Raw genomic sequence first — 25,951 nt, 5'->3', positions numbered from 1 at the left:
TATTTACGTCGATTTGCCCGGGGCACAACGGATGCCGGGACGTGCAAGCGGGAGCGGTTTGGCTTAAACTGGCCAGTCGGTTAGCGGCCTGCTTTTACAGAGCCGCTTCGACCGTCGAACAATTTCCCGCCCGATCGAATTCCGTTTCGTAAGAGTCGAATGTCCAATCCGTTGACCGTTGTTATCTCGCAGGGGCAGAGTCGCAATCCGCAGAAACGGGGGCTCGAACAATCCGTTGCCCAACGGGCCGCGGAGATCGACGGAGTCAGCGTGCTGTTGATTCCACACCTGTACGATCTCGCTGCGGCCGGCGAAAGCCTGGCGACCATGCGATCGATCCCCGGCGACATGGTCGTGCTGTCGTGGGTCTACGAACGCGCCGCCCACTGGATCTTGGATCGCGGCGGCGTCCGCGGCCAATTCGGCGAGGTCGCGTTGGTCCGCGACGACGAGGACGACGATCAAGAGGAACAGCCAGAGGATTCGCAGATCGAGGAGAAGGAGCGTGTTGCCGAACATGCACCGCGCCCCAACCGGATCATCTACAGCCTCGATTTCCGCGTCACCAAAGCTGCCGACCCGATCGTGGCCGAACTGCAGCGGATCGCCGCGCTGCCGCGGACCGCAGGAGAATCGGCCGCCGCGCGATTCGAGCAACCGACAAACACGACGTCGCTGCGATTGGCGGGAGATGCCGACGCCAACGACCAGGCTCTCGAAGCGGTTCCCGAAACCAACGGCCGCCCGGCCGAACCCGCTCTATTTGGCATCGGTGCGGTCACCAAGATCGACGAATCGCCCAGCCGCCGTTGGTACCCGGTGATCGATTTCAGCCGCTGCACCAATTGCATGGAATGCATCGATTTCTGCCTGTTTGGCGTCTACGGCGTCGATACCGTCGAAACGATCCTTGTCGAACAGCCCGACAATTGTCGCAAGGGATGTCCGGCGTGCAGCCGCGTTTGCCCCGAGAATGCGATTATCTTCCCGCAGCACAAATCGCCGGGAATCGCTGGAGCCCCTGTCGAAGCGGGGGGCTTGAAGATCGACCTGTCGAAGCTGTTTGGGGCTCCCGATGCCGATGAAGATCCGATCGCCACGGCGGCTCGCGAACGGGACGAACAACTGTTGCTGGCCGGCCGCGCGACGGTTGGCCTGGAAGTTGGAATCCCGAAGCGTCAATCGGCAGCGTCGGATCAACCGAAAGACGATCTCGACAATCTGTTGGACGAACTGGACGGTCTGGATCTGTAGCCGACCAGAGAACCGTGGCTCGCTTCGCAGCAGCCCCCTCATAAAACGGGGACTCTGCTGTTTCTCAACTCACCGCACGCTTAGTTGGTGCCGGTGTTATCCGCTTGCAACTTGGGCACGACCATCTGCTCGCGACGCATCCGGCTGAGCGTGGCATTCCATTCGCCCGATCCCATCGTCGGCTCTTTCGAGGTTACGAAGACCTGCGGGGGATTGCCGTTACTAACGATTCCCGAGAGAGCGTCTTCGACCGACGCCACGCGGCGCTCTGTCTCTTCGGGCGTCCGCGCCTGCAAGACATAGATATGACGGCGGTTTGCGGGGGTCTGAGTCGCGATCCAATGAACGCGATTGCGGCCAACCGCTGTCAGGATCGAATCGTCGGGGCGGAAGACTTCGTGGCTGAGCGTATTATGCAGCCGCCAGCCGTTATTGGCCATCGTTTGAAATGGGCCACGCGTCTTGTAGGCGTCGTGTTCCAAAAACGGTTGTGGCCAGGATTGATTGCGCAAATAGTCGATCTTGCAATTATGCATCGCAACTTTTTTGTGATACCAAAAGGAATCCCAATCAGCAGTTGCGGTCGTGGCCAAACCAATGATGATAAAGGCCAACAATAAATTTCGCGAAGCTTGCATATCGGGAAGGCTCCTTTGCCTTAGAAGCAATTGAACTCTGAAGGCTGTTTGTTGCGTTGGATCGATTGCGTGATCACAAATCCACACGTTCCGGTTTCAGAGCTCGCGATGATCGATCACTGCCAGACTTAGGTAGACGTGGTATTCCATGGTATCGGTCGTTAATAGCCGCAGTCTTTGCTTGCGGAATCGTTCGCGATAACCGCGACCTGATTCGCACAATCGTCATTACTTAACGGGTCGACATCGTGTCATCGCTGTATCAAACTATCGATTCTCCCCCCACCCCCTCTGCCGCTGCTTGGTACCTTCGCATGCACCGATACGCGAAACGACAAACCTTCCGAATGTGGATCCGCATTCGGCGTTTTGTCATGCACAGCATCCTGCACGCCGACGATCCGCCTCACCCGCTGGCACTAGGCGTCGCGATCGGGCTGTTCGTCACCTTCACCCCCACTATCGGCCTGCAGATGCTGCTGGTGATGTTCCTCGCCTGGGCGTTGCGAGCGAACAAAGTGGTCGGAATCCCGATCGTCTGGCTCAGCAATCCCGCTACCTTTGTGCCGATCTACCTCCCCTGCTACCAAGTCGGACGGCTGATCATGGGCAGCGAGCCCAAGGGTCGAGATTGGTGGCGCAGCCTTCACCATCCCCCCGAAGGCTTCGTGAACAAAACCGAGTTTTATTGGACAAGCATCTGGGAGATCATCGGCCCGTTGACCGTCGGATGCCTTGTCGTGGCTTCGATCGTTGCAGTGCTCGGATACTGCCTGGCGTATTCGATGATCTACACCTACCGCATGAAGCGGTTTGGCAGTGCCACCCCTCCGACAGCGTAGCCGATTAGCCGATCGACCCGCCCGCAAAAGGTTCGAACTAGTCGATCAGTTCATGCAGATGGACGAAGCTTTTCCCCAACCGCCCGCCATAGTTGCCGGCGGTGATCCGAATCAGATCGGGCGTCGGGGCGGCAGCGGCGATCGCCGCTTTGGTGGCAACCTTGATCGCATCCAAATCCTTGCCGTTGATGATGATCTCGGTGATCGATGCGACTCCGGCGGGCACCTTTGATTTGTCCCCCAACTTCTCCTTCAGCGTCGGACAATATTCGGCATAGGTCGCAGCGATTAAAAAGTCATAGCTGCTGCCCGCCTTGGAACCGCTCGACGCAACCCCGCCCGGAAACGTTGTCACCACGTCGGGACAGGCATCGACCGCAGCGGCCGCCCGCCCGGCAGCCGACAACGCCGCATCGGCACTGGCTGCCATGAACCACAGGTTGCCTCCCATCACTCCGTCGCGGAATCCAAATCGCCGCGACAAAAAGAACTCGCCCGCCAGAATCGGGATAACCCATCCCTTTTCGCCGTACCGTTGGTCGCGGAATTGATGCCTGTCGCCGAACATCGCGACCTTCCGCCCCAGCTTGAAATAGTCGTCCGAATCGATCTGGTTGAAGCAGCGGGCGGTGGGACAGGTCAGTACATTCTGGCTGATTCGAGCCAGCATCACGCGTTCCAGATGCTTTTCGCGGTTCTTGCGGAAACGCGGAACATGGAATTGCACGATCGCTCCGGGACGGCCGTCGGGAGTCTTGTTTGCCGCGGCCGCTGCTGGGCCGATCCACTGAGCGACGCCCGCCTCGCAATCGCACATGATCGTGCTGCTGGCATGCCCCGTGACCGCGTTGACGCAGTGCCGCAGCCACTTTTCATCGTGCGCTGTGATCAGCACCTCACCATAGATCCCGCGAAATCCCTCGGCATAGGTCTCTTCGACAAGCGTCTTCAGATCGGGCATGGAAAGCACCTCTGGCAGCAAAACGGGAAGTGAAACGGGGATGCGAAACGCAGGCGATCAGCGCCAGCCAACCGGGTCGTCGGCAGCGGTTTTAAAGCCGCAACCGTCGCTGCGAATTCAGGCTCTGCCGCGACCGGCGTAAACCGCCGCTTCGGTGACGACAAAGTCCATATAGATATCGTGCTGAGCGACGGGGATTTCGGGGAACATCTGGCATTCAAAGGCCAGCGAAATCAGCGGCGTGTCGGCGCGAGCGTGCTCCAGCAGCTTGTCGTAATATCCCTTGCCGTGCCCGGTCCGGCCACCGTTTTGATCGAAAGCGACTCCCGGCACGATCACCAGATCCAATTCAGCGACCTCGACTCGCTTGGCCGCCAGTTGGCGCAGATCGGCTCGGGGTTCCAGGATCTTGTACATCCCGGTTTCCAATTCATCGATCGCTTCGAGATGAAACAGTTCCAGTTCGCCATCGACGCAAAACGGCACGACGATCTTTTTCCCCGACGCCAACGCTTCGGGCAACGCGTGCCGGGTGCGGACTTCATCGCGAACGTCGACGTAATACATCACCGCGGTCGCGTTTTGGTACTGCGACATCTGGTGCAAACGATCGGTGATCCGCTGGCTGACAGCTTCTTTGTCAGCTTGCCCTTTTCGATTGGCGTGGGCTTGTTTGCGAATCGCGTCTTTGCGTTCGGCGATCTCGTTGGCAGACAGATTCATACTTAGCAACCCTTCGTATTTTGATGGCGTCGAATCCGACTATCACTGTAAGGCTTTAGAAACCTCTGCACAGGAGCCCCGCAGGTCGTTCGGGACGCATAGGATTTCGTGCCAGAGCAAATCAGTGTTTCAAACCGAAGCGTCAGATTAAACGCCAATGCCGTTCAACGAAGCGTAGTGGACGAGGCTACAAGTCCTTCAGCATGCATCAGACCAAATCGCTGGGACTCGTAACCTCGTCCACTACCTCCCGCCGCTAATTATTGCGACGGTCGGAGGCTCCTTCATTGAACGGTACTGATTAAACGGGAACCCGACGCGTGAGCGGGGAATCTGCGCGGTGCCTCGCGCACACGCCGGATTACCCGTATTGCCTAATGCGCAAACATCGCTTCACCCTGCAATTTGAGCCTCAAAAAATTGCAGCTCTCCCAGCGTTTGATTACGATAAATCGGATCCCCGCTGGTTTATCCAACGATCCGATCGATGGCCGATAGGCACCCTCGGGGTGAACGAACTTCCGCTTTTCAACTTGATTCGAATCCGAAGTACTGGCGAATTTGCAATGATGTGGTTTTACGGTTGGTGTGCTTTTATCGCTTCGATCGTGCTTGCGGTTCCGATCGCAGCGATGCTGGAAAAACGTGCTGCTGCCAGTCCGGCGACGCCGGGCGACAAAGAATCCGATGGCGACCAGGACGAAGTGATCGAAGAAGCCGAGCCGGTCGAAGAGGGTGAGCTTGCGGAGGTCGAGGAGGCGGAAGTCGCCGAGGTGGTCGAAGAAGCCGAAGAGGTGATGGAGTTTGGCGAGCCGATGGAGGATTTTGAAGAACTTCGCTGATCGACAACCCGCTTCGCCACCTTGCCGCTGTGGGGAAAAGGTTATACGTTTCAATGAGAACGCAGCCGCACCAACCCCACCCCAATACAAGCTTTATGAATACGCGAGCCCCTGCGAAATTGGCACTGGAAGATGGCACCGTCTACACCGGCATTTCGGTCGGTGCCGATGGCGAAGTCGACGGCGAGGTCGTCTTCAACACCGCGATGACCGGATATCAGGAAATCCTGACCGATCCGAGCTATCGCGGACAGATCGTCACGATGACCAGCCCCGAGATCGGCAATTACGGGATCAACGACGACGATCGCGAGCATCTCGTGCCGCGGTTGTCGGGATTTGTGATCCGCGAATCGAGCCGTGTCTACAGCAATTACCGCGCTCAAGGCGGCCTGACCGAATATCTGCGGAAGCATGGCGTCGTCGCGATCGCCGAGATCGATACCCGCGCTTTGGTCCGCCGCATCCGCGACCTGGGTGCGATGAAGGGGATCCTTTCGACGACCGATCTGAACGACGAGAGCTTGGTCGCCAAAGCGAAGGCCTCGCCCGGTTTAGTCGGCCGCGATCTGACCTGCGAAGTAATGCCCAAGTCGGTCGAGACCTGGGACGTTCGATTGGATCAGTGGACCGATTCGCAAACGCCCGACTCCGGCGCCCACATCGTCTGCCTCGACTTTGGCATGAAGTGGAATATCCCGCGACACCTGCACTCTCGCGGCAACCGCGTCACGATCGTTCCCGGTTCGACAAGCGCCGATGAGATCTTGGCCTTGGAACCCGACGGGATCTTTTTGTCCAACGGCCCCGGCGACCCCGAGCCTTTGCAGCAGGCTCAAGAAACGATCCGTCAACTGATCGGCAAGAAACCGATCTTCGGGATCTGCTTGGGACACCAACTGCTGTCGCTAGCCTGTGGTGCCAAGGCGTTTAAGCTGAAATTTGGTCACCGCGGCGTCAACCAACCGGTCTTGGATCTAACGACCGGGAAGATCGAGATCACCACGCAGAACCACGGCTTTGCGATCGAGCAATCGTCGCTGCCCGACTGCTTGGAAGTCACGCACATGAACCTGAACGACGACACGGTCGCGGGCGTTCGGCATCGCCAGCACAATGCGTTTAGCGTTCAATACCATCCCGAAGCTTCTTCGGGGCCACACGACAGCCACTACCTATTCGATCGCTTCCAAGAAGCGATCTCGGCTCAACCGGCTGGCTCATAAACGAAGTAGCGTTTGCGAGGCCGCTGCTGTGGCGGCGGCGAATTCTGATATTGCTGCGTCGGTTCGACCGACGCCTCTGGCTCGATCGACTGCGAGCTTTCACCCAACTGTCGCGAACCGGCTTGATGAATCCGCATCCCGGTAGCCGCCGGGCGATTTTCGTTTGGCGAAGGGTTCCACGACAGCGAACCGCTTGTCGCTTCAGCCGGCGTTGCCAACGGCTTTCTGGCGATCGCTTCGACCTTTAATCCAGTCTGCGGCTGCACATATTTCAGCGGCAGATCGATGTTCCAATCTTGCGATCGATTGGCGATGTCCATCGGATCGGGCCCACGCGACGGGTTGCTATCGGGCAGCATCGGCGTCGGTTGCACCAAGCCTTCGGAAAACGGACGCCGCGATTTTGGCAGCGTCGGAAACGCAGCCAGTCCGTCTTGGGAATCGGCAGGCTTGGGGATCTCGTCGATCGCGTACGGCATCTCCGATAGGCTCAGCCCAGAGAGATCCGCTGCTTCGACGTCGATCTCCTCAAGCGGCGAGACCAACGAGGCGACTTGAGACCTCTCCAAAGCGGGAGGTTCAACCTCTTGGTGCGGCGACTTGCGAAATGGAAGCGCAGCGACGATGCCAAGTAAAAGCACACACAGTGAAGCCAAGATAGATCGCACAGAATTTCCAAGGATTAGAAGCAACGCCTGTTCGCGACAGACTCGGACTTGCCATTTCATCCTTGAAACGTTGGGGGCTTCCCGCGATTAATAGCGATCGAACGTCGGGCCTGCAGTTCTCCAGTGGCGGTTCAAAAAAGATCGCCAATCCTCCGCACGCCCCTCCGCTTATCCGGTTTAGGAAAACTGGACAACCATGCCGCCGCTGGGTGCGAGCCCATTTAGCGATCGTATTAATGATCACCCGGCGGGCTCGAGCGTCCGGTTTGGCAGTCGGCGGCGGTCGCCAACAGGCCCGATTCTGTTGGCTGCCACGGCGGTAGCGACACTGCCGGCGGAAGCTTCATTTTTAAAAACCAAATCACCGCGAAGAACCGCCGCAGATGGGTTGCATAAATTAGACAGATTCGCAAGAATTAGCCGACTGATGAAACGGCGATCATCCGATACAAAGTTTCAGCATTGGTTAGCAGGAGCGGTGGCTGAGTGGTCGAAAGCGCCGGTTTGCTAAATCGGTGATCCGGGCAACTGGATCCGCAGGTTCGAATCCTGTCCGCTCCGCTTCTAACCACCTTCTTTCTTATAGTTCAACAGCCCCCAAATCCTCTTGAGATTGGTGTGGCGGAACAATCGGCATAATTGATACTTTCCGTTTAAGAAGTACGATTCCGAATGCCGAATACCCACTGTGGCGTCGGAATATCCGCAACGAATCGTTGTGTTGTGCTTCGCCGAACCACACCCCAAGTCGGCTCGAGTGAGTGACGGATTGCGATTGCGATCCACGATTCAGGACCGTGCCTGATTCACGAGAGTTGACGAAACGCGAGGGATCGCGATGCGTATCGCATTGTTGTTGACTGCACTGTTCGTATTTGCCTCCAGCTCTCAAGCGGAGATCCCGTGGAACGCTGACCTCAAGGTCGCTCACCAACAGGCGCAAGCCGAAGGGAAGCTGCTGCTGGTCCACTTCGAAAGCGACAATTGCGTCTGGTGCGACCGCTTGGAAGCTGGCGCTTTCCAAAGCCCCGAGGTTGCCGCGGTGATCGGCCAGACATTTGTGCCGGTTAAGATCAACGCCAGCAACAATAAGAAGCTGGCCGAATACTTTAAGGTCAATCGGTTCCCGACCGATGTCGTCGTCGATGCCTCCGGTGCCGTGCACGCTCACAGCGTCAGCCCTCAGGCACCGTTGCAATACGTCACGATGCTGCAAGAAGCTGCCGCCAAGGGAGGCCGCCCGATCGGCGCTCCGACAGCCAACCCAGCCGCCAATATCGCTCAACAAGCACCGGCGGCACCAAGCCCGACGTCGCTGCAAACACCAGCCGTCGCAGCCCAACCGCCTGCTGCTGAACCAACCGGTCCAGCTTCGGGATACGGCATGCCGCCATCGATCGCTGGAAACGTCGCGGCCAACGCGCCGCAGGGACAGTTCCAACTGCCGAGCCATTCGGGACTGCAGACTCCCTCGGTGACGCCCGCCTCGGCTGCGATCTCGATGCCTCCATCGAAACCAGTTCAACAAAACGACGGCGGTGCTGCATCGATCGAAGCGAACAGCTTCGCCGCAACCACCGCGACGCAAGAGCCCACAGCTCCGTCGCCCGAGCCTGAATCGCCAAGCGTCGCCGCTACGCCACCACTGGCGATGGATGGGTTCTGCCCCGTTGCGATCCTCGACGAGACCCGTTGGGTTAGCGGCGACAAGCAATTCGGCGCGATCCACCTTGGCAAGCTGTATCTGTTTGCCAGTGCCGAAGCGCAAACTAAGTTCTTGGCCGATCCCGAAAAGTACACGCCAGCTCTTGGCGGCATGGATGTCGTGCGGTTCTTCGAGAACCAAGAACAGGTCGAAGGGACCCGCGAATTTGGTCTGCACCACCAGGGTCAACTGTTCTTCTTCACCAGCGAGGATTCGCTGAAACGATTCTTCCAATCGCCAGAATCCTACAGCGTGAAAGCTCAGGGTGTGATGCACCAAGCGATGAGCCAAGTGCGTCAGCTGCACTAAAGCAGCCCAGCAGCACGCCGCTCGAAAAGCCAGTCCCTGCGATCTTGCAGCGGGACTGGCATCTCTGCCGGGCGGCCTTGCGATGCGATCCGCGTCGGCCTTGCGACGCGATTTCTACTGCGATTCGCCGTCTGAATCGCCAGCGATCATCTGCTCGCGTTCCGCTTCGGGAACCGCAAACGACGGCCGCACGTCGCACAGAATCACCAATCCAAGTGCGAACAGAAGAGCGGAGACCAGCCAATAAAAGCGGGCTGCACCGCGTTGGCCATAACGCTGCTGAATCCTCTTCGCCACGCCGAGCTCAAACGCGGCGGGCAGATACCCCAACGCGGCGATCGTCGTGACAATCGACAGTACGATCGCTATCGATCCAACAAAGATTTGATCGGCCGTCATTGATTGCACCTTCGCTCGCACTACGCGATCTTGATCTACGCGGCGAACCCGTCGCTTCGATTTTCTTGTTCTATTTGCCAAACGATGCCATCGCGGCGGAGAACTCTCTCCCGCTGTCGTTGCGTCCAGAATACTACTCCGATCACCCCGAGCCCTCAACTCCCCGCTCTTCGGCGCATCGCTCGCCACGACGCGCCGGAACGGAGCGTAAACGTTTCCGGCGGCGGGAACCGCGATCTGCCCGAAACGTCCACAACACAAACATTCACCTGCCCGAGCGCAAAAGGCTTGCGGCAGCTCGACCACGCGACGCCTATTGCACAGGGGGTCTGAAGTGCGGTTCAATAGGGGCTGCTGGCGGTCGCTGATCGAGACGAGCTCGGTTCACCGCGAGCCGTGTAACGCTCCATCGGCTCAGCGCGATCCAACTCACACCACTCAACGCGATCCATAGGGAGACCGATGACAGCATCTGCAAGTTACCGAGTCGAGGTCTGCAAAGAGGCTTTCGTTTTTTCGGCGGCTCACTTCATCACGTTTGCCGGCGACATCTGCGAACGGCTGCACGGCCACAATTATGGCGTGAAGGTTGCCGTCGAAGGGCCGTTGGATGCCAATCGATATGTCGTCGACTTCATCGCCCTCCGCGATGCGGTGCTGCACGAAACGCTGCAACTGGACCATCACGTCCTGCTGCCCAGCGAGCATGCGGAGATCAAGGTCCAAGAGGAAGATGGCGAAATGGTCGCGCGATTCCGCGAGCGGCGATGGGTCTTTCCCAAAGAGGATTGCATCGTCCTGCCGGTGATCAACACGACGGCGGAAGAGTTGGCGCGAGTGATCGCCCAGCGCGTTCGCGAGCAGACGCGGGCGAAGTTTGGCGATGCGATCGACACGATCGAAGTTGGTGTCGACGAGAACCACGGCCAGTGGGGAGTCTGTCGATTGCCATGGTAACACGCTGGTTAAAAGAACGCCGACGCGAACCCGAATGGATGGATCAGCCCGATCTCGATCCGGCGCTGCACCACCAGGCGTTGGCGGGGCTGACGCGGGTCAATGCGATCAGTGGCACCACGGCGACGCTATGGCGACCGATCGAAAAGCTGGCACAACAAGCGCAAGAACCGACCCGCGTACTGGACGTTGCCAGCGGCGGCGGCGACGTGGCAATCGGGCTGGCTCAGCAGGCGGTGAAGTCGGGGCTGCCGGTTTCGGTCGACGGGTGCGACATGAGTCCCGTCGCCCTTAAGTACGCTCAAGCACGAGCTGACGGGCAAGATCTGAAAGTCAACTTCTTCAAAGCCGATGTTCTGGCCGATCCGTTCCCCTCCGGATACGACGTGATCTGCTGTTCGCTGTTCCTGCATCATTTCGATCCACCGCAGGTGATTCAATTACTGACGGCGATGCGCGAGAGCGGTGCTCGCTTGATCGTAATCAGCGATCTGTTGAGAACGCGACTGGGTTACGTGATGTGCTGGGCCGGAATCCGGATGTTAACGCGCAGCCGAATGTGTCACGTCGATGGCCCACTATCGGTGCAGGGAGCGTTTACTCGCTCGGAATTGGAAGAGCTTGCGGACAGGGCAGGGCTGCAATCGATGGTCTTTCAAAACGTCTGGCCGCAGCGTCTGCTGATGACTTGGGAACGACCTTAATGGACTCCACGACCGACTCGACGACGGCTGGCAGACGGATCTGGGATGTCGTTGTCGTTGGTGCGGGAGTCGCGGGGGCGACCGCAGCGATCGGGATCGCTCGCGGCGGAGCGAGCGTGCTGTTGGTCGATCGGAAAGAATTTCCGCGAGACAAGGTATGCGGTGCCTGCTTGAATCGCGATGCCGTCTCTGGCTTAAAAGCATTGGGTGTGCTCGAACCGATCATGCGAGCCGGCGCGCTGCCGCTGAGCCAATACGACTTGCGATCGGGATCCCGAAGGGTGACGCTGCCGTTGCCCGGCGGATTGTCGATCAGCCGCAGCGCGATGGACGCGGTCCTTGTCGAACAGGCGATCGAGGCGGGATGTGAATTCCTGTCGGGCGTGACGCTGCGACTCGACGACGATTCCGCGCTGCCAGCCGATGCTCAGCAGGAATATCGCCAGCTGTCGGATCCCGCCAGAAACGTGACGCTCCGCGGCCGGATCGTCGTCATGGCGACTGGGCTAGCGAGTGATCATCTGATCCCTCAATCGCAGATGCAGGTGGCAGCTAAACCCGACTCGCGGGTGGGGTTTGGCATGTCGACAGCCGATTTTCCCAGCGACTATTGCGAGGGGACGATCTACATGGCGGTCGCGAAGGACGGATACGTCGGGGCTTCGCGGACCGAACATGGTCAGTTGAACATCGCTGCGGCAATCGACCGCCAGGCGCTCCGTGGACGCACCTCTGCGGAGGTGTGCGGAGCGATCCTACAGGAGGCTGGCTTTCCCGTCAGCCAGAAGATGTTGGCGGGAACCTGGCGAGGCACGACAACGCTAACTCGCCGACGACAGAACGTCGCTTGCGAACGATTGTTCGTCGTCGGGGATGCCGCCGGATATATTGAACCGTTCACCGGCGAAGGGATGGCCTGGGCGATCCGGGGCGGACGCGCGGTTGCACCACTGGTCGTCGCTGCTGCGAAGCAATGGGACGCGGCTTATATCGATCGCTGGGGTGACCTCACAGAAGATCTTGTTATCACCCAACAATACTGGTGTCACGCCTTCGCGCGAACGCTTCGATACCCCAAGCTGGTACGTGGTTTGCTGAAAGTTGTCACCGTGGTTCCCTCGTTGGGACGATTCGTGGTACGACAAATCAATCGGGAGCGGCAGCATGACGTGTTCAATCATTGGCCTGGGAACGGCACAGGCACCGGAAACTGTTAGTCAAGAAGATGCCTTGGCTCTCAGTTCCGAGGTAATCTGCGAGACCGAGAAACAGAAGCGGCTGTTGCGAACGCTGTTCCACAAATCGGGAGTTTCGTCGCGGCGGACGGTGATCCCGTACGAACTTGGGTATCTCTGGCATAAATCCGACAGCGAATCCAACGAATCGGGGACTGGCGGCAACGGTCCGACCACCGCCCAGCGGATGTCGCTGTACAGAAAACATGCGACTCCCTTGGCTCTCGCTTCGGCGACCTCTGCGATCCACGACGCGGCGGTGCTGCCGGGCGACATCACGCATCTGGTCACCGTTTCCTGCACCGGCTTTGCCGCCCCCGGCGTCGACATCGATTTGATCCAATTGCTTGGGATGCCATCGACGACGCAGCGCGTGCACGTCGGCTACATGGGATGTCACGGTGCGATCAATGGAATGCGAACCGTCCAAGGTCTCGCGGCAGCCGATCCCAACGCCTGCGTTTTGATGTGTTGTGTCGAACTGTGCAGTCTGCACTTTCGCATGCGTTGGGACCTCGATGGCGTGGTCGGCAACGCGCTGTTCGCCGACGGTTCGGGCAGCATCATCGCGGCGGGTGCCAACTGGGAAACCAAGCATCCGCATTCGGATTCGATCTGCCAAATCGAAGCGACCGGAGCCTGTTTGATCGAAGACACGAACGACGAGATGTCTTGGCATATCGGCGATCATGGATTTCAGATGCGGCTGACCAGCGGAGTTCCCGATTGCATCAAAACCTATCTGCGAGCCTGGATCTGCCAGTGGCTGAACTCTCAAGGATTGAAGATCGAAGACATCCAGCGTTGGATCGTCCATCCGGGCGGCCCGCGCATTCTCGATGCGGTCGAGGAGGCACTCAATCTGCCACCGAAACAGACGCAGGTCTCCCGCGAAGTCTTGAACGACCTCGGTAACATGTCGTCGGCGACGGTGCTGTTTGTGATGGAACGCAATCAATCGCAACCGATCGAGGGCCCCGCCGTCGTGCTCGCCTTTGGCCCCGGCGTGATGGCCGAAGCCGCTCTGCTGCGTTATTAGCGATCGACAGCGTCGCCATTGATTTCGGACGCCGTCTCCCGCGGCACCCCATTTCGGTGGGACTGTCGGTGATCTGGACGCTCTAGAAAGGTAGCGGTAGAGTACGGAGGAGCCCAATTCGACCTACAGCGGTCCGGCAATCAATGAACGGCGGGCAGGGGACTGAGCGAGCGACCGGAGCGCGACATTTTCGAGATGGATATTGCCCAACACAATCGCAAACTAGTGCACTACGGAAAGTACGTGTTTGCGTTGTCGACGCTCCTGCCGTTTCGCCGCGGGAACAAGAAGCCAACTGAAACGCTGTCGACAGCCGAACTGCTGAACCGCTATCCGCAACGCGTCAAAATGCTGTGGCGCGAGAAAGCCGGCAGTTTGCCAGCGAAGTCGCCCCACGATGCTGTCGAATCGGATCGAACCGGCGATTTCGATGACGGGCTTGTTATGGAAATCGAAGGGGGATGGTGCCACGGTCGGCAGTGCGACTGGATCGGAATCGACAACGTCGTGCTATCGGAACTGCATCGTTGCGATGGCCCGCTTGCTCCCAAAGCCGTTCCCGGCGGTTGGCTCAATCCACGTCGAATCCGCCGCGCGGTGACAACTCCCCGCCGCCTGCCCCAACCAGTCCATGTCGCCGGTGATGTCGTCGTTCTCAACACGTCCGGATCGCACAACTATTTTCACTGGTTATGCGAGGTGCTGCCCCGCCTGGAATTGGTCCGCGAGGCGGGCCTGCTGCAAGCCGACGCCTACGTGGTCGACAACTACAAACCATTTCATCGCCAGGCGCTCGAACTGTTGGGCATTCCCGCAGCCAAGGTGATCGAACCACATGAAGGCTTGCTGATCCAAGCTGATCGTTTGATCGTTCCCTCCCTGGCGACAGCGGTATCGCGACGGCGACTTGGGGCTCGCTTGCAATCCCGCTTGGGACCGGCGACAGGAGTTTCGCAACCGCCATCGCAGCGGCGGCTGTATGTCAGTCGCCGACTGGCCCGAAACCGCTCGTTGGGAAACGATGCGGAAGTCGCGGCGCTGCTGGCCAGCCATGGTTTCGAATCGCATTGCCTGGAGCGATATACGCTGGCAGAACAGGTTCGCCTGTTTCGCGACGCGGCCGTCGTTGTCGGTCTGCACGGCGCCGGACTGACTAACATTCTGCTCTCGCCCAACCCCATCGATTTGATCGAGATCAAACCTTCCAATTGCGACCGCGACTATTTTGAACTGCTAGCAAATGAAGTTGGGGCAACGTATCAGCAGGTTTCCGCGAGCCGAAACCGTTGGCGAGGGCCGTGGCACTGCCCGCTGGAACCTCTTGATAATGCAGTCCGCGACGCGATCGCAGCGAGCGAAAGCGAGTTGCTAGCACCCCACACCGCCTGAACACCGCCTGTGAGAGTTGCAATACCCGACGAGCCGCCTTCCACCCTGCTTCGCAATGACTTGATTCATGGGTATCGGGCGAGATTCCACGACGCGAGCATTCGGCAATTCACCGAGGCGCGTAACTTTGCCCGCCAAGCTCTCACCGTCTGTAAAACGCGAACCGGTTCATCAAGCATATAAACCATCCGATCGCATTGACGTTGCGAATCCCCGAGAGATGTTCACGTCGCTGAGGCTGTCGCCCTTGGCGAATCGTTCAATATCGGCGAAGCGGCTGATTGGGCTATTCTGTTATTGCCCGACTTGCCACCACAGACACACCCAACTCACATAGTTGGGTGGGTCCCTCGCTTCCCCTCGTCGTTCGGTGAATGAATGTTTCGAGGCAAGGGTATGAAGTCAGAAACTGTAGCATAGAGATTGAGCTATGAAGTATCGGGATTCACCATCGCTCGCAACGCAATCCATTACGACTACCCCGTTATCGAGAGCTTTACATCGATACTTCCGATCGTTGATGAAATGATCGTTGCGGTAGGTCAAAGCTGCGATAAAACGCGGGAGCTAATCCAATCGATCGATTCCCCCAAGATACGGATCATCGATACCGTCTGGGATGAAACGAGTCGACAGAACGGTACGGTCCTCGAGGATCAAACCAACCTTGCTTTGCAGCACTGCACGGGCGATTGGTGTTTCTACATCCAAGCCGACGAAGTGATTCACGAAGCGGATTTCGACCGCATCGGTTCTTGTATGCGACGCCATCTGAAGAATCCTCGCATCGAGGGCCTATCGTTCCGCTACCATCATTTTCGCGCCGACTACAACATCCGCGATCCGCTTCCCTATCGGCGGCAGGTCAGGATCGTACGTGCGGACGCGGGCGCGCAATCGGTTGGCGATGCATGTGGGCTCAACGTTCAAAATCGTAAACTAGTCGCCGTCCCCACAGGTGCTTGGGTATATCACTAAGGATATGTTAAGCCGCCAAAGACGATGGCGGCTAAGTCTGACTTTTTCTTAAGCCTCTACGATCGCAGACAAGTGACGCCCGGGGAGCAAACAGAAGCGGAGGCCTTTGCCGAGCCCTTTCAAGCTAGCATGGGCATGCTTCGGCATCTATTTTGCACTGAGATCTAAGTAGCTTATTTATCGGAAGTTACGCGAAACGAGGTGGAATGATGACTGTTGATGAACTGCTTGATCGCTTCAAAAATGAGTGCCCTGTGGCGATGGGCACTCGACTGGTGCTCAATCATCTGCTCAGCGACGAGCGAATGGACACTCTATTTGCCACTCACGCAGGCTCTCAAAGATGCGGTGAACTCCTGTTCTCATCGGTCGCTGACATCATGGCCTGTGTTGCCTTGAACATCAAACCTTCGGTCAATGCTGCTTACAAAAAGCACAAAGAAAAACTGAAAGTCTCTGTCACATCCGTATACAACAAGCTGCAAGGTATCGAGACCCAAGTGAGCCGCGCCTTGGTAAGTGAAACGGCGGCCGAGCTTTCGCAGTTGTGGGACCATCTCGAAGGTCCCAAACCACCGCCTGTGTTGAGCGGTTACAAGACACGGATCATCGACGGCAACCATCTCGCTGGAACCGAGCATCGAATCAAAGAGCTTCGGACCCTCGGCGCAGCCGCCTTGCCTGGCACCACTATCCCTATCTTAGATCCCGACAAGAAATTACTTGTCGATGTGATTCTTAGTCGCGATGGGCATGCCAACGAAGCCACGTTACATCCAGAGATTCTTGAGCTTGTTGAAAAGGGGGATGTCTGGATCGGCGACCGTCATTTTGCTTCACAGAAGATGATGACCACGATTGCCTTGGACAAGAAAGCTTTCTTTGTTTTTCGTCATTCAAAGGGCTTGTTACCAAATTGGGAATCGCAAGGAGAACGCCGGAAAATCGGGCGTTGTGACGGCGGCACAATATACGAACAGAAGATTGCCTTCACCTATCAAGGGCGTACGATTTGCCCGCGGCGGGTCACGATCGAACTCGACACACCAACTCGCAAGGGCGACACCGCTGTTCACGTTTTGACCAATCTTCCCTCACGGGTTAGTGCGAAAAGCGTGGCGAATGCTTATCGCAAGCGATGGAATATCGAAACCGCATTCCAGCATCTTGCCACGACACTGAACAGTGAGATAAATACGCTTGGATATCCTCAAGCGGCCCTGTTCAGTTTTTGCATGTCGATGATGATGTAAAACCTAATAAGCGTGATGAAAACATCGATTGGCTGTGCAGCAGGTGACGCGGATTTAGCCGACGAGGTTTCCAGTTACTATGCAGCCAACGACGTCTCTGAATCGTGGAAGGGGTTCATGACGGCTGTGACTGAAAAGGAGTTTGATTCAGTCTATGGAAAACTAACCCTCAAACAGCTCGCCAAAGAGTTGGTCGACATCGCTCGGAAACTCGATTTCAGTCAATACCGAAAGAGTCACAGAGGACCAAAGAAGCCACCACCGAAAAGGAAAAGCCGAAATCGTGGTAACCATGAATCGACAGCTAGAATCCTCGACCAAAGAGCCCCGAAATGCTAGCTTGGAAGGGCTCGCCGTCAGCCACACTTCGCTCACTCGTCTGGCAACCGTCTCAATCCAGTTGCCAGCAGCCCGCGGATCACTGCCCGCGGCGATCTAAACGATCGATTCGTTTTCGTTGCCGCTGGGGTCTTCGTTCTCTTCGCGTTCTTTTTCCAGCGATAGCTCGATCCGGTTCAGCTCTTCCAACCACAGTCGGATGTCGTTGTCGTATTCGGTCGACATGTCGCTAAGGACCAATTGGCGATGGAACGCCGCGGCACCTTGTTCGACGTGTTCAGCTGCTTCGGCGCTGGGGAAGCGGCGGTTTGGGTCCGGAGCGATCAGGCCGCGACAGAAGTGCATCAGCAGCGCGTTGCAGGTGACTTCCGCTGGCAAGACTTCGTTCAGTCGCTGCGGCAGTTCGCGTTTGGCTTGCAACAATTCCCGCAGTGAGATGTCGCCGCGGAAGGGAGGCCGCCCGCTGAGCATTTCGATCAGCACGTACCCCAGGCTCGCCAGATCGCTTTTTGGCGTCGCGTTGTCGTGCTCCAGAACTTCCGGTGCGGCATAGACCGGCGTACACGAACGATCGACTGGCGGAGTGCGATAATCGTACGCCGAACCGATGTCGATCAATTTGCTGTGCCCCGACTTCTTCAGCATGATGTTCGACGGTTTGATGTCGCCGTGCACGATGCTTTCGCGGTGCAGCGCCGCGAGGGCTTCGAGGCATTCGCGAAGGATCGCCACCGCAACGCCGGCTTTAAAGCGGTTCTGAACCGGGCCGCGGGTCAAAATAACTTCGTTGATGTATTTCCAACGTCGCTTGCTGATGTTGCCTTCGAGCAGTTTCAGTTTCTCGGGTCGCATCAGCGCTTGAAGATCGTAACCGTCGACCCACTCCATCACCATGATCCGGATCCGGTTGCGTTCGACAAAGTTCTGCACGTCCAAGACGTTATCGTTTTGGATCATCGCCACGCGGGCAGCGATCCCAGCGATCCGCGACATCGCCGCTTCGTAATCGCGGACGTCGCTGTAGCGTTCGGGGGAGAAGACCTTCATCGCCACGGGCAACGTAAAACCGTCGGTGCCACGACGCGCCGAAAGATAAACTTTCCCCTGGCCCCCCATCCCCAACAGCTTTCCCAAGCGATGGTACGTGGTCCAGTTAAGCTTCTTGTTAGAAAGCACTTCCTCGTAACGCGAAACCAGCTCCTGGTCGACAGTTCGCGAATTCTTTCCGCGAAGTGTCAGCGTCACGTTTGGATCATGTCGTGTGGTTGTCAACATTGCCTTGTCTCCAATTCTAGCCTCCATGCCGCTGCGGTCCGCTCGCGTGACACCAGGCAGAACCTGCCCCTTTGATTCACCGATGTCCGGCCATGGATTGCTGGCCGATAGTCTACCTATGTTTGCATGGTTTGGGGGAGGGCATTTCTTCTCTATTCCCTCTAAGTCCAATCTTGCCAATGCTTTAGATTTTATTTGGCTGTTCGAGAAACGTTAAAAAATCGGCTGCGGAATCGCTTCGGCTGCTTGCCTCCACGATAGGGTTCGTGGTTCGATAGTCGCTGGCGCGGCGCCGCGCCACCAATTTTTCATGCACGCTCGCCGGGGATAGCCTTCGATGAATCCAAAATACCTACACCTCAGCTGGCCTCTGTTGCTGGCTCTCATCGGCTGTGGCGGCGCGCCCGACAACACCACGCCACCAGCCGCCCCGGCTGCCGAATCGGCCGACGACGACAGCGACTCGGAGACTGCCGAGGCACCGCCGCAACGAATCACGCCGATCACGCTCGCCGATTTTCGCAACGCCGCGGCGGAGGGACGGATCGAACCGGTCCGCCAGGGAATCGAGCAGGGAATCAAAGTTACCGCGGCCGACGAAGCGGGGCGAACCGCGCTGATGTTGGCCGCCTTCGACGGGCATACCGCCGTCGTCGAATTGCTGTTGGAGAACAAATCCGAGGTCAACGCCAAGGATTCGTCGGCGCGAACGGCGCTGATGTACGCAGCTTCGGGGCCAAACGACGCGACCGTCAAACGGCTGCTGGAAGCGGGAGCGGAGGTGAATTTGGCTGACAACGTCGAAGGCTTCACCGCTCTGATGTTCGCCGCAGCCGAAGGGCAGACCGAAATTTGCAAGATGCTGCTGGCGCGGAAGGCGAATCGCGAAGCAAAAGACGTCGACGGCGACACCGCGCTCAGCTTCGCTCAGAAGAACAATCACGCAGCCGTCGTGCAGCTGCTGACTAAGTAACGGTTCGGTAAGCTCTCGTTCGAGCGGCTTGCGGAAGGTTGGAAAAGATTTAAATTACAGGCTTTCGGGCCTCCTCTAGAGAGATACATGTGACCGCCGCTGACAGCTCTTTCCAATTGCCTGACGACCAACGCATCGTAATCACCGGGATCGGCCTGACCGCCCCCAACGGCAACGATTGGGACACCTTCCGCGAGGCGCTGCTCGCCGGCCGCAGTGGCGTGACCGATTACGAGATCCGCTACTTCGGCAAAACCTTAGCTGGCGTTTGCGACTTCGATGCCAAGCGACATCAGAGCCGCAAGGATATCCGCCGCGGGACCCGCGCCGGCAGCGTCGGTATCTACGCCGCCAACGAAGCAATCCTGCACAGCGGGATCGATTGGGCGAACACCGACAAATCGAACGTCGGCGTCTATATTGGCGTTACCGAACACGGCAACGTCGAAACCGAAAACGAGATCTACGAGATCAAAGGCTTCGATTACGACACCAAATATTGGTCGCACCATCACAATCCACGAACGGTTGCCAACAGCCCAGCCGGCGAAATCGCCCTGAACATGGGGATCACCGGGCCGCATTACACGATCGGCGCCGCATGTGCCGCGGGCAACGCGGGGCTGATCCAAGGGGCCCAGATGTTGCGGCTGAACGAATGCGACCTAGCGTTGGCTGGCGGCGTTTCCGAAAGCATCCACACCTTTGGGATCTTCGCCGGCTTCAACAGCCAAGGTGCGTTGGCGACGCATGAAAATCCCGAGCTTGCCTCGCGACCGTTCGACGTCGATCGCAACGGCATCGTCGTCGCCGAAGGTGGCTGCGTTTACGTCTTGGAACGGCTATCCGACGCCCGCCGCCGCGGCGCCGAAATCTACGGCGAACTTGTCGGATACGCGATGAATACCGATGCCACCGACTTTGTCTTGCCCAATCCCGAGCGGCAGGCTCAGTGCGTCACCAAAGCGCTCAAGCGAGCCGGCATGGCGGCCGACCAAATCGACATCGTCAGCACCCACGCGACGGGGACCAGCAGCGGCGACGCTCAGGAATGCCTGGCGCTGCGAGAAGCGTTTGCCGGTTGCGAAAGTGTCCACTTCAACAACACCAAAAGCTACATCGGTCACGCGATGGGAGCCGCCGGGGCGTTGGAACTTGCCGGCAACCTATCGGCCTTCAAAGACTCCGTCTGCCACCCGACGATCAACGTCGATCAGCTCGATCCAGCCTGCGAACTGCCGGGGTTGGTGATCAACGAGCCAAAAGAACTCGACGACGTTCAATACATCCTAAACAACTCATTCGGAATGCTCGGGATCAATTCTGTCGTGATCATTCGCCGGTTTTGATCGACCAAGCCTGTTGAAAATTGAGTTAACCCTTTATGATGCGTCGGTGCCCCGGGGCCACAATTTCAATCCACTTGGCGGACCAGCGGTTCCGCGTTTGAAAATATCCAGGAGAAAAGGACGTTATGACGCCTGAAGACATTCGCGAAGAAATTATCGACATCCTCGGCGATATCGCTCCCGATGAAGACCTCAGCAACCTCGAGGACGCCAAACCGTTCCGCGAACAGCTGGAACTCGACAGCATGGATTTCCTGGATATCGTGATGGAGTTGCGTAAGCGGCACCGCGTGCAAATTCCGGAAGAGGAATACGGCCAACTGGCAAGCATGCAGAGCACCGTGACGTACCTAGAACCGAAGATGAAAGACATCGTTCGCAGCTAGCGAATCCCTCCCTGCAAGCGAAACCGCTTTGACCACGGCCAATTCCCCAACCGACCCACCACGTGAAGACGTCTACGACACCATCATCATTGGTGCGGGGATGTCGGGGTTGGCCGCAGGCATTCGCTTGGCCTACTTCGATCAACGTGTCTGCATTCTCGAAAAGCACTACACGATCGGTGGGCTGAATTCGTTCTATCGACAAAACGGCCGCGATTACGACGTCGGTCTGCACGCGATCACGAACTTCACCGAGAAGGGAAGCAAAAAGGGACCGTTGGCCAAACTGCTGCGGCAGCTGCGGTTTCGCTGGGACGACTTCCAATTGTCCCCAGCCATCGGGTCGGCGATCCGCTTTCCCGATGTCGAGCTGAATTTCGGCAACGATATCAAGCTGCTGGAAGCGGATATTGCCAAGCAGTTCCCGCACCAGAAAGACAACTTCCAAAAGCTGTTGGCCCGGCTGCTCGATTACGATGACCTCGACGAGGCTTCGTTTAACATCTCGACGCGGCAGGTGTTGGAAGAGACGATCACCGATCCGCTGCTGATCGAAATGTTGTTGTGTCCGCTGATGTGGTACGGCAACGCGCGGCAGCAAGACATGGACTTCGGCCAGTTTTGCATCATGTTCCGCGCCTGCTACATGGAGGGTTTTGCCCGCCCATTTAAAGGCGTCCGGCTGATCCTCAAAAATCTTGTCCGCAAGTTCCGCGGACTCGGCGGCGAACTGAAGCTGCGCAGCGGTGTCGACCGGATCCATGTCGAAGGCGATCGCGCCGTCGGAGTCGTCCTGGACGATGGGACGGAGATTCGCGGCAAGCGGATTCTTTCGTCGGCGGGGCAGATCGAAACGATGCGACTGTGCGACGACATCACGCAAGTCGACGTCGCCCGCGCCGGCCAGCTGTCGTTTATCGAATCGATCTCGATCCTCGATCGCCAACCGAAGCAGATCGGATTTGATCGCACGATCCTGTTCTACAACGACAGCCCGCGATTCCACTGGGAACGCCCCGAGGATACGCTCTGCGATCCACGTACCGGCGTAGTCTGCTCACCAAACAACTACCTCTACGACGATGCCGACGGCGAGCTGCCCGATGGAGTGATCCGGCTCACGACACTGGCGAATCACGATCGCTGGTGTGGGTTATCCGAGGAAGAGTATCGCCGCCAGAAGACGATCCAATACGATGAAGCGATCGACGCCGCGGTCCGCTTCATGCCCGATTTCCGCCGGCATGTGATCGATACCGATGTCTTCACGCCCAAGACGATCCGCCGCTTTACCTGGCACGACAACGGCGCGATCTACGGCGTTCCCGACAAACAACTCGACGGACAGACACATCTGCCGAACCTGTTCCTGTGCGGAACCGATCAAGGTTTTGTGGGAATCGTGGGAGCGATCGTCAGCGGGATCTCGATGGCCAACCGCCACTGCTTAACTTCGTAAGCAAACCTTTCACCAGCCCGCGTGCAGCTCTAGCTTAACCGCGTGGGCATCGCCCCGCACGACTAGCTTAACCGCGTGGGCATCGCCCCGCACGACTAGCTCACCCGCGTGGGCATCGCCTCGCACGACTAGTTTTACCGCGTGGGCATAGTCGCGCACGACTAGTTTAACCGCGTGGGCATCGCCCCGCGCGGTTTCAAGCATCACCCCAGCGACACGCACTGCCCAATCGGGCAGGCGGTTTAACGAAGTGAGCGACGATCGCCTGGCGGCCAGCTATTATTGGTCGCTGAACAGAGGTGTGCTCAGGTAGCGTTCGCCCAAGCTGCACATGACAGTCACGATCCGCTTGCCTTTGAATTCGGGGCGAGCGGCGATCTGTTGAGCGGCCCACATGTTGGCTCCACTGCTGATCCCCGCCATGATTCCTTCCTGCTTGGCAAGCTGGCGAGCGGTTTCGAAGGCGTCTTCGTCATCGACTAACACGACGTCATCGACGACCGACATGTCCAGGTTGCCCGGGATAAAGCCAGCTCCGATCCCCTGGATCCGGTGCTTGCCCGGTGCGCCGCCGCTGATCACGGGCGAATGCTTTGGCTCGACAGCGATCGCCTTGAAGTTTGGATTGACACTTTTCAGGTACCGCGACACGCCGGTGATCGTTCCGCCGGTTCCCACGCCAGCGATCAACACATCGATATCGTGTCCGCTGTCCTCCCAGATCTCCGGCCCGGTGGTCGCTTCATGGATCGCTGGGTTGGCGGGGTTTTCAAACTGTTGCGGCATCCAAGCGTTATCCCCCTTCTCGACCAATTCGGCCGCTTGGTTGATCGCTCCCTTCATGCCTTCGGCGGCAGGAGTCAGCACCAGATTGGCTCCCATCGCTCGCAGCAGCGCCCGACGTTCGACCGACATCGACTCGGGCATCGTCAGCGTCAACTTGTAACCTTTCGCAGCGCACACAAACGCCAGCGCGATCCCCGTATTACCGCTTGTCGGTTCGATGATGTGGGTCTCGGAGTTCAAGATCCCCGCCTTCTCCGCAGCTTCGACCATCGCCACGCCGATCCGATCCTTGACGCTATTGAGCGGCTGGAAGAACTCGCACTTAGCAAACACCGTCGCCTGATCGCCAGGAATCAAGCGGTTGATTTGGATCATCGGGGTGTCGCCAATCGCTTGCGATGCATTGGCGTAAGTTTTTCCGCGCGGCATTTGGAGGGTCCTATACGAGAAGTCGAACGAACAACAAATCAGTTTGCCAGCTGTAGCCGATCCGGCATCGCGGCGCCGGTCCACCCAAGAGGCAAGCCCATAATATCAATGGGTATCGTCGGCATCGCGGCATCTGGACTTCGGCGATTTCGCACCGATTCTGCCAGTTATATCAGATGCGACGACCAGCTACACGCTGCGGGGCCAGCGAGGCCAGAGCTGTTAAGTGGATGAGACTTAGACAAATCACCTGCCATGCGATAGCGTCCGGTTCGCTTGGACAACGCTGCACGAGCGAATAGCGGCTGACACTCTAAATTGAAACAGCGATTTGCCCAGGGCTCACACCACCACCGCGTCGGCGGCAGCTCAGCAGCAACAGGCCGCCGCGATGGGAACGATCCAACAGAGGGCCGGCGGAGCTTACCTCGCACCAGCGAAAAAGAATTGCGACGCCACGATCGAGTAGGGTGAGCCAGCGGAGCGACCGCTGACTCAGCCCTCTCACAGAACCGTACGTACGGGTCCGTATACGGCTCCTGTTTTACTTGCCTAGGTTAATCCAGGAAGGACTCCAGTCTCCAATTCGGTCAAGTCAAACAGGCCAAGTTCCGCCAGGAAGCCATTGCTGATGGCCATGCTGGCGTAAGAACTACGCGACGTACGCCACGCGGTCATTCGCATCTTCTGGAGGTCACCACGTACGCCGACCTGCCGCAAGCGGCGAATCAGACGCGTCGGTTTCTTCCACAACGCGAGTTGCTTGGCCCGTAATCGTCGCCGAATCCATCTAGCCAACTCGCGATACAGACCTTTGCAGTTCGCCATCCGGAAGTAGCTGCCCCAGCCGCGAAGCACCGGATTCAGGTCAGCAATGACCTTCTCCAAGTTCACCGGGCTGTTCTTGCGAGTGATCACTTTGACCTTCGCCTTGAAGGCCGCGACTTTCTCGGCAGCAATGCGGGTGTGCATGCTGCCGATCACGACGCCCAAGAACTTCACACCCTCACAGGCTGAAGTCAGGTGCGTCTTATCGCGATTGACGGTCAACTTCAAATCACCTTCCAGAATCTCCACTGCAACGCTCATCGCATGAGCCGCCGAGCGCTTGCTCCGACACAGGATCAGAATGTCGTCGGCGTACCGAACGATTCGGTAACCACGACGCATCATCTCCTGGTCGAAAGCATCCAGGTAAATATTGGCGATCAGGGGACTGACAACACCGCCTTGCGGGCTGCCAAGCTCCGTCGCCTCCCAGACACCTTCGTTCATCACTCCGCTGGTCAAAAACATTTTGATCAGATTCAAAATGCTGCCATCGGTCACCCGACGACGGATCGACGAGAGAATCAAGCCGTGATCCAACCGGTCAAAGCATTTCGAGAGATCCATATCGACGACTTGGTCGAGACCATATCGCCGGATGAACATCGTTGCTTTGGCGACTGCCTGTTGGCAACTGCGGCCCGGTCGGTAACCGTAGCTTGATGGATGAAAGTCAGGATCAAAGATCGGCTGCAGGATGTCCAGCAACGCTTGCTGGACGACTCGGTCGCGAACTGTTGGGATGCCAAGATGCCGCTGGCCGCCTTCCGGTTTCGGAATCGAAACTCGGCGGACCGCACTGGGCCGGTAAGTCTTGCTCCGCAGTTCGCTCACCAACCGCGTCAGCTCCCCCAGTAAATCAGCTTCAAACGCATCGATCGCTTGCCCGTCGATGCCAGGTGCACCCTTGGCACGTCGGACTTTCTCGAACGCGCGAGCCAAAGCTCGGCGATCAAGCAGTCGGTCGTAGAGGCTGTAGTAGGTTCGCTTCATGACTGTCGGTCG

The 25,951-nt window shown here is 58.0% G+C and carries 25 protein-coding genes and 1 tRNA gene; 18 read left to right on the top strand and 8 right to left on the bottom strand.

From position 1 onward, the window contains the following. Nucleotides 1–159: 159 nt before the first annotated feature. Nucleotides 160–1,254, top strand: coding sequence for a 4Fe-4S dicluster domain-containing protein (locus CA51_RS06715; RefSeq protein ID WP_145118964.1), 1,095 nt, complete (start codon nucleotides 160–162; stop codon nucleotides 1,252–1,254). An 80-nt stretch (nucleotides 1,255–1,334) separates the two neighbouring features. On the opposite strand, the gene CA51_RS06710 is transcribed toward CA51_RS06715, so the two are convergent. After that, nucleotides 1,335–1,790 (bottom strand): hypothetical protein, encoded by a 456-nt coding sequence (locus tag CA51_RS06710; RefSeq protein WP_145118962.1) that lies wholly within the window; start codon nucleotides 1,788–1,790, stop codon nucleotides 1,335–1,337. Nucleotides 1,791–2,239: 449 nt separating this feature from the next. Between CA51_RS06710 and CA51_RS06705 the strand changes: the two genes are divergently transcribed. Beyond that, nucleotides 2,240–2,734 carry a DUF2062 domain-containing protein gene (locus tag CA51_RS06705; RefSeq protein WP_197451647.1) on the top strand — a complete coding sequence of 165 codons (495 nt, stop codon included), beginning with the start codon at nucleotides 2,240–2,242 and terminating at the stop codon, nucleotides 2,732–2,734. A 37-nt stretch (nucleotides 2,735–2,771) separates the two neighbouring features. On the opposite strand, the gene CA51_RS06700 is transcribed toward CA51_RS06705, so the two are convergent. Continuing rightward, on the bottom strand, nucleotides 2,772–3,695 hold the full coding sequence (locus CA51_RS06700) for a formylmethanofuran--tetrahydromethanopterin N-formyltransferase (RefSeq protein ID WP_145118958.1): 924 nt from the start codon (nucleotides 3,693–3,695) through the stop codon (nucleotides 2,772–2,774). A 117-nt stretch (nucleotides 3,696–3,812) separates the two neighbouring features. Beyond that, the gene (locus CA51_RS06695; RefSeq protein WP_145118956.1) at nucleotides 3,813–4,418 is read right to left on the bottom strand and encodes a 5-formyltetrahydrofolate cyclo-ligase; all 606 of its coding nucleotides are present in this window, start codon (nucleotides 4,416–4,418) and stop codon (nucleotides 3,813–3,815) included. A gap of 566 nt (nucleotides 4,419–4,984) precedes the next feature. Between CA51_RS06695 and CA51_RS06690 the strand changes: the two genes are divergently transcribed. Further along, complete coding sequence (locus tag CA51_RS06690) at nucleotides 4,985–5,260, top strand: hypothetical protein (protein WP_145118954.1); 276 nt, start codon at nucleotides 4,985–4,987, stop codon at nucleotides 5,258–5,260. A 95-nt stretch (nucleotides 5,261–5,355) separates the two neighbouring features. Beyond that, nucleotides 5,356–6,486 carry a glutamine-hydrolyzing carbamoyl-phosphate synthase small subunit gene (gene carA, locus CA51_RS06685; protein ID WP_145118952.1) on the top strand — a complete coding sequence of 377 codons (1,131 nt, stop codon included), beginning with the start codon at nucleotides 5,356–5,358 and terminating at the stop codon, nucleotides 6,484–6,486. Here carA and CA51_RS06680 read toward each other — a convergent pair. Further along, on the bottom strand, nucleotides 6,468–7,055 hold the full coding sequence (locus CA51_RS06680) for a hypothetical protein (RefSeq protein WP_231746037.1): 588 nt from the start codon (nucleotides 7,053–7,055) through the stop codon (nucleotides 6,468–6,470). The two genes, carA and CA51_RS06680, sit on opposite strands and share 19 nt — an antisense overlap. 571 nt (nucleotides 7,056–7,626) lie before the next feature. On the opposite strand from CA51_RS06680, the gene CA51_RS06675 reads away from it, so the two are divergent. Together CA51_RS06675 and CA51_RS06670 are read left to right on the top strand one after the other, a co-directional pair. Then, nucleotides 7,627–7,715, top strand: a tRNA-Ser gene (locus tag CA51_RS06675). 277 nt (nucleotides 7,716–7,992) lie between these two features. After that, nucleotides 7,993–9,168 carry a thioredoxin family protein gene (locus CA51_RS06670; RefSeq protein ID WP_145118948.1) on the top strand — a complete coding sequence of 392 codons (1,176 nt, stop codon included), beginning with the start codon at nucleotides 7,993–7,995 and terminating at the stop codon, nucleotides 9,166–9,168. 114 nt (nucleotides 9,169–9,282) lie between these two features. On the opposite strand, the gene CA51_RS06665 is transcribed toward CA51_RS06670, so the two are convergent. After that, the gene (locus CA51_RS06665; protein ID WP_145118946.1) at nucleotides 9,283–9,567 is read right to left on the bottom strand and encodes a hypothetical protein; all 285 of its coding nucleotides are present in this window, start codon (nucleotides 9,565–9,567) and stop codon (nucleotides 9,283–9,285) included. A 462-nt stretch (nucleotides 9,568–10,029) separates the two neighbouring features. Here CA51_RS06665 and CA51_RS06660 point away from each other — a divergent pair, with 462 nt between their 5' ends. The 7 genes from CA51_RS06660 to CA51_RS06630 all read left to right on the top strand — a co-directional run bounded on the left by CA51_RS06660 (nucleotide 10,030) and on the right by CA51_RS06630 (nucleotide 17,122). Further along, nucleotides 10,030–10,524, top strand: a complete 495-nt coding sequence (locus tag CA51_RS06660; RefSeq protein WP_145118944.1) for a 6-pyruvoyl trahydropterin synthase family protein — start codon at nucleotides 10,030–10,032, stop codon at nucleotides 10,522–10,524. Then, complete coding sequence (locus tag CA51_RS06655) at nucleotides 10,518–11,228, top strand: methyltransferase domain-containing protein (RefSeq protein ID WP_145118942.1); 711 nt, start codon at nucleotides 10,518–10,520, stop codon at nucleotides 11,226–11,228. Before CA51_RS06660 ends, CA51_RS06655 begins: the two co-directional genes overlap by 7 nt. Further along, the gene (locus CA51_RS06650; protein WP_145118940.1) at nucleotides 11,228–12,445 is read left to right on the top strand and encodes an NAD(P)/FAD-dependent oxidoreductase; all 1,218 of its coding nucleotides are present in this window, start codon (nucleotides 11,228–11,230) and stop codon (nucleotides 12,443–12,445) included. Before CA51_RS06655 ends, CA51_RS06650 begins: the two co-directional genes overlap by 1 nt. Then, nucleotides 12,393–13,502 carry a type III polyketide synthase gene (locus CA51_RS06645; protein WP_145118938.1) on the top strand — a complete coding sequence of 370 codons (1,110 nt, stop codon included), beginning with the start codon at nucleotides 12,393–12,395 and terminating at the stop codon, nucleotides 13,500–13,502. The genes CA51_RS06650 and CA51_RS06645 overlap by 53 nt, the downstream gene beginning before the upstream one ends. A gap of 195 nt (nucleotides 13,503–13,697) precedes the next feature. After that, nucleotides 13,698–14,891, top strand: a complete 1,194-nt coding sequence (locus CA51_RS06640) for a glycosyltransferase family 61 protein (RefSeq protein WP_145118936.1) — start codon at nucleotides 13,698–13,700, stop codon at nucleotides 14,889–14,891. 423 nt (nucleotides 14,892–15,314) lie between these two features. Beyond that, nucleotides 15,315–15,869, top strand: a complete 555-nt coding sequence (locus CA51_RS06635) for a glycosyltransferase family protein (RefSeq protein ID WP_145118934.1) — start codon at nucleotides 15,315–15,317, stop codon at nucleotides 15,867–15,869. 209 nt (nucleotides 15,870–16,078) lie between these two features. Further along, nucleotides 16,079–17,122 (top strand): transposase, encoded by a 1,044-nt coding sequence (locus CA51_RS06630; RefSeq protein ID WP_231746036.1) that lies wholly within the window; start codon nucleotides 16,079–16,081, stop codon nucleotides 17,120–17,122. Nucleotides 17,123–17,557: 435 nt separating this feature from the next. Here CA51_RS06630 and CA51_RS06625 read toward each other — a convergent pair whose 3' ends face one another. Then, nucleotides 17,558–18,736 (bottom strand): serine/threonine-protein kinase, encoded by a 1,179-nt coding sequence (locus tag CA51_RS06625; RefSeq protein ID WP_145118930.1) that lies wholly within the window; start codon nucleotides 18,734–18,736, stop codon nucleotides 17,558–17,560. A gap of 337 nt (nucleotides 18,737–19,073) precedes the next feature. Between CA51_RS06625 and CA51_RS06620 the strand changes: the two genes are divergently transcribed. The 4 genes from CA51_RS06620 to CA51_RS06605 all read left to right on the top strand — a co-directional run bounded on the left by CA51_RS06620 (nucleotide 19,074) and on the right by CA51_RS06605 (nucleotide 22,903). After that, nucleotides 19,074–19,709 carry an ankyrin repeat domain-containing protein gene (locus CA51_RS06620; RefSeq protein WP_145118928.1) on the top strand — a complete coding sequence of 212 codons (636 nt, stop codon included), beginning with the start codon at nucleotides 19,074–19,076 and terminating at the stop codon, nucleotides 19,707–19,709. An 89-nt stretch (nucleotides 19,710–19,798) separates the two neighbouring features. Continuing rightward, nucleotides 19,799–21,058, top strand: coding sequence for a beta-ketoacyl-[acyl-carrier-protein] synthase family protein (locus tag CA51_RS06615; RefSeq protein ID WP_145118926.1), 1,260 nt, complete (start codon nucleotides 19,799–19,801; stop codon nucleotides 21,056–21,058). Between the two features lie 125 nt (nucleotides 21,059–21,183). After that, nucleotides 21,184–21,444 (top strand): acyl carrier protein, encoded by a 261-nt coding sequence (locus tag CA51_RS06610; protein WP_145092132.1) that lies wholly within the window; start codon nucleotides 21,184–21,186, stop codon nucleotides 21,442–21,444. A gap of 28 nt (nucleotides 21,445–21,472) precedes the next feature. After that, a complete protein-coding gene (locus CA51_RS06605) occupies nucleotides 21,473–22,903 on the top strand; it encodes a phytoene desaturase family protein (protein ID WP_145118924.1) in 1,431 nt (476 codons plus the stop codon). Nucleotides 22,904–23,182: 279 nt separating this feature from the next. Here the strand turns inward: CA51_RS06605 and cysK are convergent, their stop codons facing one another. Beyond that, nucleotides 23,183–24,118 (bottom strand): cysteine synthase A, encoded by a 936-nt coding sequence (gene cysK, locus CA51_RS06600; protein WP_145118922.1) that lies wholly within the window; start codon nucleotides 24,116–24,118, stop codon nucleotides 23,183–23,185. Between the two features lie 331 nt (nucleotides 24,119–24,449). Between cysK and CA51_RS25705 the strand changes: the two genes are divergently transcribed. Continuing rightward, nucleotides 24,450–24,587, top strand: coding sequence for a hypothetical protein (locus tag CA51_RS25705; protein ID WP_197451646.1), 138 nt, complete (start codon nucleotides 24,450–24,452; stop codon nucleotides 24,585–24,587). Between the two features lie 83 nt (nucleotides 24,588–24,670). On the opposite strand, the gene ltrA is transcribed toward CA51_RS25705, so the two are convergent. After that, a complete protein-coding gene (ltrA, locus tag CA51_RS06595) occupies nucleotides 24,671–25,939 on the bottom strand; it encodes a group II intron reverse transcriptase/maturase (RefSeq protein ID WP_145117572.1) in 1,269 nt (422 codons plus the stop codon). Between the last annotated feature and the right edge of the window lie 12 nt (nucleotides 25,940–25,951).

Source organism: Rosistilla oblonga (genome assembly GCF_007751715.1).
Lineage (GTDB): Bacteria > Planctomycetota > Planctomycetia > Pirellulales > Pirellulaceae > Rosistilla > Rosistilla oblonga.
The sequence above is the reverse complement of the archived record's forward strand: the minus strand, read 5'-3'. Positions and strand labels throughout refer to the sequence as shown.

Bases quoted from the DNA above. Each gene is read 5' to 3' on its own strand.
- CA51_RS06715 (WP_145118964.1), top strand. From the start codon at position 160: ATGTCCAATCCGTTGACCGTTGTTATCTCGCAGGGGCAGAGTCGCAAT.
- CA51_RS06710 (WP_145118962.1), bottom strand. From the start codon at position 1,790: ATGCATAATTGCAAGATCGACTATTTGCGCAATCAATCCTGGCCACAA.
- CA51_RS06705 (WP_197451647.1), top strand. From the start codon at position 2,240: ATGTGGATCCGCATTCGGCGTTTTGTCATGCACAGCATCCTGCACGCC.
- CA51_RS06700 (WP_145118958.1), bottom strand. From the start codon at position 3,695: ATGCCCGATCTGAAGACGCTTGTCGAAGAGACCTATGCCGAGGGATTT.
- CA51_RS06695 (WP_145118956.1), bottom strand. From the start codon at position 4,418: ATGAATCTGTCTGCCAACGAGATCGCCGAACGCAAAGACGCGATTCGC.
- CA51_RS06690 (WP_145118954.1), top strand. From the start codon at position 4,985: ATGATGTGGTTTTACGGTTGGTGTGCTTTTATCGCTTCGATCGTGCTT.
- carA (WP_145118952.1), top strand. From the start codon at position 5,356: ATGAATACGCGAGCCCCTGCGAAATTGGCACTGGAAGATGGCACCGTC.
- CA51_RS06670 (WP_145118948.1), top strand. From the start codon at position 7,993: ATGCGTATCGCATTGTTGTTGACTGCACTGTTCGTATTTGCCTCCAGC.
- CA51_RS06665 (WP_145118946.1), bottom strand. From the start codon at position 9,567: ATGACGGCCGATCAAATCTTTGTTGGATCGATAGCGATCGTACTGTCG.
- CA51_RS06660 (WP_145118944.1), top strand. From the start codon at position 10,030: ATGACAGCATCTGCAAGTTACCGAGTCGAGGTCTGCAAAGAGGCTTTC.
- CA51_RS06655 (WP_145118942.1), top strand. From the start codon at position 10,518: ATGGTAACACGCTGGTTAAAAGAACGCCGACGCGAACCCGAATGGATG.
- CA51_RS06650 (WP_145118940.1), top strand. From the start codon at position 11,228: ATGGACTCCACGACCGACTCGACGACGGCTGGCAGACGGATCTGGGAT.
- CA51_RS06645 (WP_145118938.1), top strand. From the start codon at position 12,393: ATGACGTGTTCAATCATTGGCCTGGGAACGGCACAGGCACCGGAAACT.
- CA51_RS06640 (WP_145118936.1), top strand. From the start codon at position 13,698: ATGGATATTGCCCAACACAATCGCAAACTAGTGCACTACGGAAAGTAC.
- CA51_RS06630 (WP_231746036.1), top strand. From the start codon at position 16,079: ATGACTGTTGATGAACTGCTTGATCGCTTCAAAAATGAGTGCCCTGTG.
- CA51_RS06625 (WP_145118930.1), bottom strand. From the start codon at position 18,736: ATGTTGACAACCACACGACATGATCCAAACGTGACGCTGACACTTCGC.
- CA51_RS06620 (WP_145118928.1), top strand. From the start codon at position 19,074: ATGAATCCAAAATACCTACACCTCAGCTGGCCTCTGTTGCTGGCTCTC.
- CA51_RS06610 (WP_145092132.1), top strand. From the start codon at position 21,184: ATGACGCCTGAAGACATTCGCGAAGAAATTATCGACATCCTCGGCGAT.
- cysK (WP_145118922.1), bottom strand. From the start codon at position 24,118: ATGCCGCGCGGAAAAACTTACGCCAATGCATCGCAAGCGATTGGCGAC.
- ltrA (WP_145117572.1), bottom strand. From the start codon at position 25,939: ATGAAGCGAACCTACTACAGCCTCTACGACCGACTGCTTGATCGCCGA.